This window comes from Sulfolobales archaeon (genome assembly GCA_038897115.1).
GTDB lineage: Archaea > Thermoproteota > Thermoprotei_A > Sulfolobales > AG1 > AG1.
Genome location: JAWAXC010000123.1, coordinates 1 through 5,938 on the forward strand (window position 1 = coordinate 1; position 5,938 = coordinate 5,938).

The window sequence follows — 5,938 nt, forward strand, 5'->3', positions numbered from 1 at the left end:
AGAGATGCTGTTGATGTTGATTATAGGGCTTTGCAGGGTCTTGCAGATCTTCTTAGGGAGCTCGGTGTAGAGCTTAGAAGACCCTCTGAGATCGATGTAAGCCCATATGCCATTGCATATACACACTATATATCGTGGCTAGCTAGCTATGCAAGCATAGGTGTTATAGCATTTGCATTCGCAATAAACTTCCCAGCATGGGGCGAGGCATCAACTAAATTCGGCGATGCCCTGAGAAATAGATACGGCTATAAAAGCCTAGGCTTTTTCCAGGTCTTCAGACCGCCATATGAGCCCTTCATAGAGAGATCTCTATCAATAGCATCGAAATACTATCCAAGGGATAGAGATGCTATGAGGCAAGCAGCAACAATAATCCAGCACTACGAGAAGATGTTCTGGGATAGCATATACAAAGGATAACCACATCTCTTATACCCCAATCCAAACCCTCTCTATAACCCAACAGTAACAAATTTTCACAGCTGAAAGCCTCGCCCAAAGATAAGAGAGATCAGATATGAGAAGAGATATCTCAAAGCCGGATTATAGAAAGAAAAAATAGCTAGAATTCAAAACAATATTTTAGCTTTTATAGCATCTATATCTAGAGGTCTATGGCTGATCATTCTTCATCTATTGGGGTAGATGTTATAGCTTCTATTCTTACAGAGTATGCTAAGAGGATCATTGATAAGGCTGTTAGGGGTGAGAAGCTGAGTGATTGGGAAGTGGGTTTCCTATTGATGGAGGCTACTAGGAGGACTCTAGTGGCTAGAATGGATGCTATAGAAAAGAGAATGGCGAGCTTAGAAGAGAGTTTGAAGACTAGGATGGAGGCTCTTGAGAAGAGCCTATCAGAGAGAATGAACTCTATTGAGAAGAGAATGGATCTTATCGAGAAGAGGATGGATATGCTTGAAAAGAGGATTGGGGAGGTTGAGAAGAACCTAACCATGAGGATTGAGCTCCTAGAGAAAAGGGTAGAGGGCTTGGAGACTGATATGAAGCAGTTGAGAGCAAGCATGGATAGCCTAAGAGATATAGTGATCAATAGACTTGTAGAAGCACTAACAAGGAGGCCATAGATTTTAATCCTATCTTTGGGCGAAGTAGTATGTTATCGATTAAAGCCTAAAGATAATAGGAGTAGGGTATCGACATAGCTAATCATAATTAAATATCCGGTAGATCTTCAATTTAATAGTAATACGGATTTTCATAGGGCATAGGATTTCATCAAGACGATGTAGAGGCTATATTTCTTTAATTAAGGTATAATATGCTGCTCAGCTAAGATCTATATGGGGCTTATATAGTGAGGGCTAGGGGTCTTATAAGGTTTGGTAAATGGTCCCTTGGGAGGAGGGTTGGTGGAGATGGCGGTAAGGGTAAGGCTGAGGGTGAGGGGGAGAGACAATAAATATGTGGAGCTAGTCGTACTTGCTAATGGAGGTGCTGAAAGTCCCAGGCCATTAATAGCACTGGATCCCGAAGCAGCTGCTAGAATATGCTTCAAGAAGCCTGAGGATGCTGAGAGATATGAAGTTATCGAGGCATCCAGTATTAGAGAGGCAAGTTTATACCCACAAGCTGTGCTGCTCGAGCTATTAGATGAAGATGGCTCAGTGCTTTCATCACTGACCTCCTCCCCTTTCAATTCCATAGTAGATCATCCAAGGTTCTCGTGGGTTTAGCCCTAGGCCGGGTCTCCAGCAATTACCCCTATCCCCTCTCGGGGGTAGGGGATATGGATGCCAGCTTACATCTATAATCATCCGGGGGCCTGGTTGCCATGCTCATAGCCACTCATCATCTAGCTATAGTACTTGCATCAAAGATTATAAGCATTAGCAACATCCCCGCCCTAGAGGGGCGAGACTTTCAGTTGTCATGAGTAACAATAGATGCTCTAGGGATGGAGGTTATAAGCTTTGGCAAGGGGCTCTGGAGACATGTAAGGGATCCACCTGGAATGGTTAGGAGGAGTGCTAGATAGACTGATTATTTCCACTCCCCGTCTTAAGTATCTTATTGCTTAAGCCATACCATTGAACAACCGTCTCATAGGGGAGAGGGCGCTTCAGCTGTTAAGACTGTAGATGGATTTATTGCGGTAATTTTATTGTGGCTTATTTTCACTTGATAATAATTAGTCTCTTCAGAGAAAATAGTTATATGCTGGAATATATCATGCTATGTTTATAGCCATTTCTATAATGTTTTCTGGTCATTCATAATATATATTTAAAATATATACTAGGATAATAATCTTTTTAAACAAATTAATATATACATATATCGGGGGGTAATATATGTCAGTTCCTGGGTTAGAAGCTGGTATACATGTGTTCTTCGCACTATTGGCTATGCTATGCGCTGCAGCTCTAATATCGGCTATATATGTGGGATCAACTGATAAGAGGTTAATAAGGATCCTCTCGATAGCTCTTTCGATCCTTGTATGGCTTACATGGTTCAGCGTGATCCCGGTATATACCATTGAGTATCCTGCAGACAGAGCTTGCTCATGAACTTGGTATGGAGACTAAGGAGCATATCTTCTATACAGGACTCTTCCTAGCAACTTTATTGCCCATCCTATCATATACTATAGACATTGGGAATCCGTTGGGTAGGAGAATTCTTCTATGGATCGCTGTTCTCGTGCTCCTTGGAGGCATAATGATGGATCTCCTCGGAGGGTGGGATCTCAATAGCTGCAGAACAAGCCTGGTCACTCGAGGCTCGAGGAAGGAGATAAAGGATGGTGGGGAGGACTAGGCTCGCTGTTGGCTCAGTTATTGGGTATTCCTCAGCAGCAGTATTCAACGGGATCCTAGCCATTGTGAAGGAAACAAACTCCGGTGTTGAGAGCTGGTTAAAAGCAGCATTTGGACATCACTGGATCGGACATGGGATCTTAACCCTTCTAGTCTTTGTAATCGCCACATTAATAGCTATACCAGTTTATAAGGGTACTGAGTTAACAAGCAAACTATCTACCAGGTTGATCGCTTCCATAATCATCTCAACAATCCTCAGCGTCCTGATGATATTTGTTTTTTGTTTTCTATACCCTAGAAGCCTTAGAAATACTATGAGTTTTTAATTACTGGTTAGAAACATAATATAATATCTTTTTTTCCCATTTCTCTGAAATAGATCTAAACTAAAATAAATCTTGCTACCTGATGTAAATAAACTTACTTAGATCTTCAATTATGGTTATTTCTACTTCCAACGGGATCATATAGGTAAAGGAATTAGCGTAGATCCCTCGCCATCAGTTCATAGACACATGTATGATCCACTCTTCTAACCTCTAAACTCTAGCTTCTCTAGTAGCTTCTCTATAACCTCTATGGCTTTTCCAGCTCTCTCAACACATGAGGTGCCTCCTCTTCCGAAACACCTTCTCCATAATCTGCTACCTTTCTTATCTCATATATATATCTCAGAGTCTCGGCTACATCTATCAAGCCCTTATTCTTAATTGCATTTGTTAGTTTATCATCCCTCCTTGGGATCGCCTCTCCAAGGGCTTTTAAAAGAGCCTCTGAAGCTTTTCTTAAAGCGAAATATGATGCTGATGCAGCTTTATTGTAACATCCTATCTCTAGATCCTTATATGCTTCCTCCAGAAGCTTCTTTGAATGTCTTAATGACATTTTCCTCACTCTCGAGAGCTATATATGGGCTGATCGAAACCCGGCCAGCATATTGGCCTTCGATTTCCATTGCTATTCTTATAATCTCTGAGATTGTCTCCAAATCTCTTCTCTTCACTATGATCAATACGTTGCTCTGATAGATCTCAGCATTCGGGATGATCACATCAGATATATAGCCCAGTCTTAATAGCCTCTCGCGAAATATTTTTAAAGCCTCTCTCTGGATCTTGGGATCCCCTTGATTCTCATCAACAGCTTCTCTGAATACTCTAATAACACTCTCCTCACTCTCAAGGGCTATATAAGGGTTTATAGAGACCTTACCCCTATATTCATCTTCAACCTCTAGGGCTGTTTTCGTGATCTCTAAGATCGTTTCTACATCTCTTTTTCTAACAATTACAAGAACATTGCTCTCATAAACCTCCCCAGCTGGGATAATAACGCCCACTAGGTTGTCTTTTAACACGTTTTGGAGCTTTAGGAAGAACTTCGATATAGCGATATCCAGATCAACATTCATGAAAAACCTGGGATATCTCCCAGAAATAATCTTAGCCGAAGCTGACATCATCTCTGCACTCATTCCATTAATATATAACAGGAGAGCTATATATTCTAGAATCCCCCAGTATAGAGGAAAGAACCGCCTCCAGGATTAAGAGATATCTATATATCTATATAGCAACTATATCGTATCTCCTAATTCTTCATCATGTCTCTTAATTCCATTACTAGTTTACCAGGGATGTTCTGAATAAATTTTCTTTAAGATGGTTAATATCTCTCAGCACTCAAGACCCTGCTCATCTTTCGCTGCTCCCGAGTTCATCATCATATATAATATTCCTTTATTTATAATATTAATCCGGCTTTCCTGGGATCTGGTATTTGTCTAGGATCTCTATGATCTCTTTAACCTCTAGGGCGTATATCTCGTGGTTTGTGCTTCTTAATCTCCTCTCCATATATATGTAGAACTCTTTTCTATCTCTATTAACACCTATTAATACATATATAGGAGTATAGCTAGAGATCCTCACATCTTCTCCTTTGATGCATATTGAGGATAGGATTTCCGAGAGTATCCCCCTTGTTATTGGGTTTGCAAGTGCCTCTTCCAATGTGTGGGGTCTTCTGATCTTCATCTGTATTGCTGCTCTTCTAAGGCTTCTTATATCGATCTCCTCTCCTCTCTCTGCTTTCTCCCTCACACCTCTATAGATCTTTAAGATCGATTCTAGGATCTGTGTAGGTCCTGCTCCCCTTACAACTACTATAGGTGCTTCAACAGGGGGTGAGGGTTCTAATCTATATCTATCTCTATACCTCCTCATTGTAAGGATCATGGGTAGAGGATCTTTTGATTCCGAGGCAACCACTAGATCTACTAGAAACATGTTTTCAGGGCAGCTGTCGAAGCTTATGATGGAGAATGGCCACCATGCTAGCATAAGTCTCTTCTGATCTGAGGGGTTTATCCTAACACCTGGTTTTAGGAACATTGTGGAGCCATTATATGGTTTGCCGGGGAGATATATAGAGGCTATTCCTCCATATAGCTTATCTCCCTATATATCCTCTCCCTATCCCTATCATCTATCGGCTCTCCTGAGAACTCAACTATAACCCTTTTTATCCTAGGGTCTATCGCCATTATTTCCCTCACAATCCTCTCTCTAAGCTCGTCTAGATCCTTCACACTCTTCCTAGGATCTACCCCTAGTGTGGCTACTATGTATATATGATCAGGGGTTATAGCGTAGCTCTTGAGATCATCTATATCAACGATCTCGCTGAACCTTGAGAGGGTGTTTAGAATCTTTAGTATAACATCCTTCGGAGCAGATCTACCTACTAGCACCTCTATATTCTTGTATATGACATATGCAGAGGCAGCAAGAATTATAGAGGCTATAGCCATAGAGCCGAGGGCATCTATATATGGGTATCTCGTTGAGAGGATAAGTGATGAGAGTGCTGTTATGTTCCCACTGAGAGAGAATAGATCCTCGATTATAAGGGCCATGGCTATTGGCCTCAGCCTAGACATACGATCTCTCCACATATGCTTAGCCCTATACACAGCTATAAGTATAGCCACATCTATAGCAACTGCCACACCTATTAGAGAGCCTCCCCCGAGGATCTCCCCATATATCCTTGTATCCCCGTGAAGCGCTTCATAGGCTTGGATGAATATGTTATTAGCTATAGCACCAACTAATATGGAGATAGATATTATGCTAGCTATATATGGGAAT

Annotated in this window: 10 protein-coding genes; 6 read left to right on the plus strand and 4 right to left on the minus strand. The window is 41.3% G+C overall.

Features of this window, described 5'->3' with window-relative positions; genetic code table 11:
• The 6 genes from QXE01_11175 to QXE01_11200 all read left to right on the plus strand — a co-directional run.
• Positions 1–423: TenA family transcriptional regulator (locus tag QXE01_11175; GenBank protein MEM4971798.1), on the plus strand; the 423-nt coding region annotated here is incomplete at its 5' end.
• 194 nt (positions 424–617) lie between these two features.
• Positions 618–1,088 (plus strand): hypothetical protein, encoded by a 471-nt coding sequence (locus QXE01_11180; protein MEM4971799.1) that lies wholly within the window; start codon positions 618–620, stop codon positions 1,086–1,088.
• A gap of 291 nt (positions 1,089–1,379) precedes the next feature.
• On the plus strand, positions 1,380–1,697 hold the full coding sequence (locus tag QXE01_11185) for a hypothetical protein (protein ID MEM4971800.1): 318 nt from the start codon (positions 1,380–1,382) through the stop codon (positions 1,695–1,697).
• 618 nt (positions 1,698–2,315) lie between these two features.
• A complete protein-coding gene (locus QXE01_11190; protein MEM4971801.1) occupies positions 2,316–2,534 on the plus strand; it encodes a hypothetical protein in 219 nt (72 codons plus the stop codon).
• Between the two features lie 97 nt (positions 2,535–2,631).
• Positions 2,632–2,784, plus strand: coding sequence for a hypothetical protein (locus QXE01_11195; GenBank protein MEM4971802.1), 153 nt, complete (start codon positions 2,632–2,634; stop codon positions 2,782–2,784).
• On the plus strand, positions 2,768–3,112 hold the full coding sequence (locus QXE01_11200) for a hypothetical protein (GenBank protein ID MEM4971803.1): 345 nt from the start codon (positions 2,768–2,770) through the stop codon (positions 3,110–3,112). Before QXE01_11195 ends, QXE01_11200 begins: the two co-directional genes overlap by 17 nt.
• Positions 3,113–3,362: 250 nt before the next feature.
• On the opposite strand, the gene QXE01_11205 is transcribed toward QXE01_11200, so the two are convergent.
• From QXE01_11205 to QXE01_11220, 4 genes are all read right to left on the minus strand, one after another.
• A complete protein-coding gene (locus QXE01_11205; GenBank protein ID MEM4971804.1) occupies positions 3,363–3,671 on the minus strand; it encodes a HEPN domain-containing protein in 309 nt (102 codons plus the stop codon).
• Positions 3,628–4,248, minus strand: a complete 621-nt coding sequence (locus QXE01_11210; protein ID MEM4971805.1) for a hypothetical protein — start codon at positions 4,246–4,248, stop codon at positions 3,628–3,630. The genes QXE01_11205 and QXE01_11210 overlap by 44 nt, the downstream gene beginning before the upstream one ends.
• Positions 4,249–4,537: 289 nt before the next feature.
• Positions 4,538–5,179 carry a hypothetical protein gene (locus QXE01_11215; protein ID MEM4971806.1) on the minus strand — a complete coding sequence of 214 codons (642 nt, stop codon included), beginning with the start codon at positions 5,177–5,179 and terminating at the stop codon, positions 4,538–4,540.
• A gap of 41 nt (positions 5,180–5,220) precedes the next feature.
• The coding region (locus QXE01_11220) for a hypothetical protein (GenBank protein MEM4971807.1) at positions 5,221–5,938 on the minus strand (718 nt) is incomplete at its 5' end.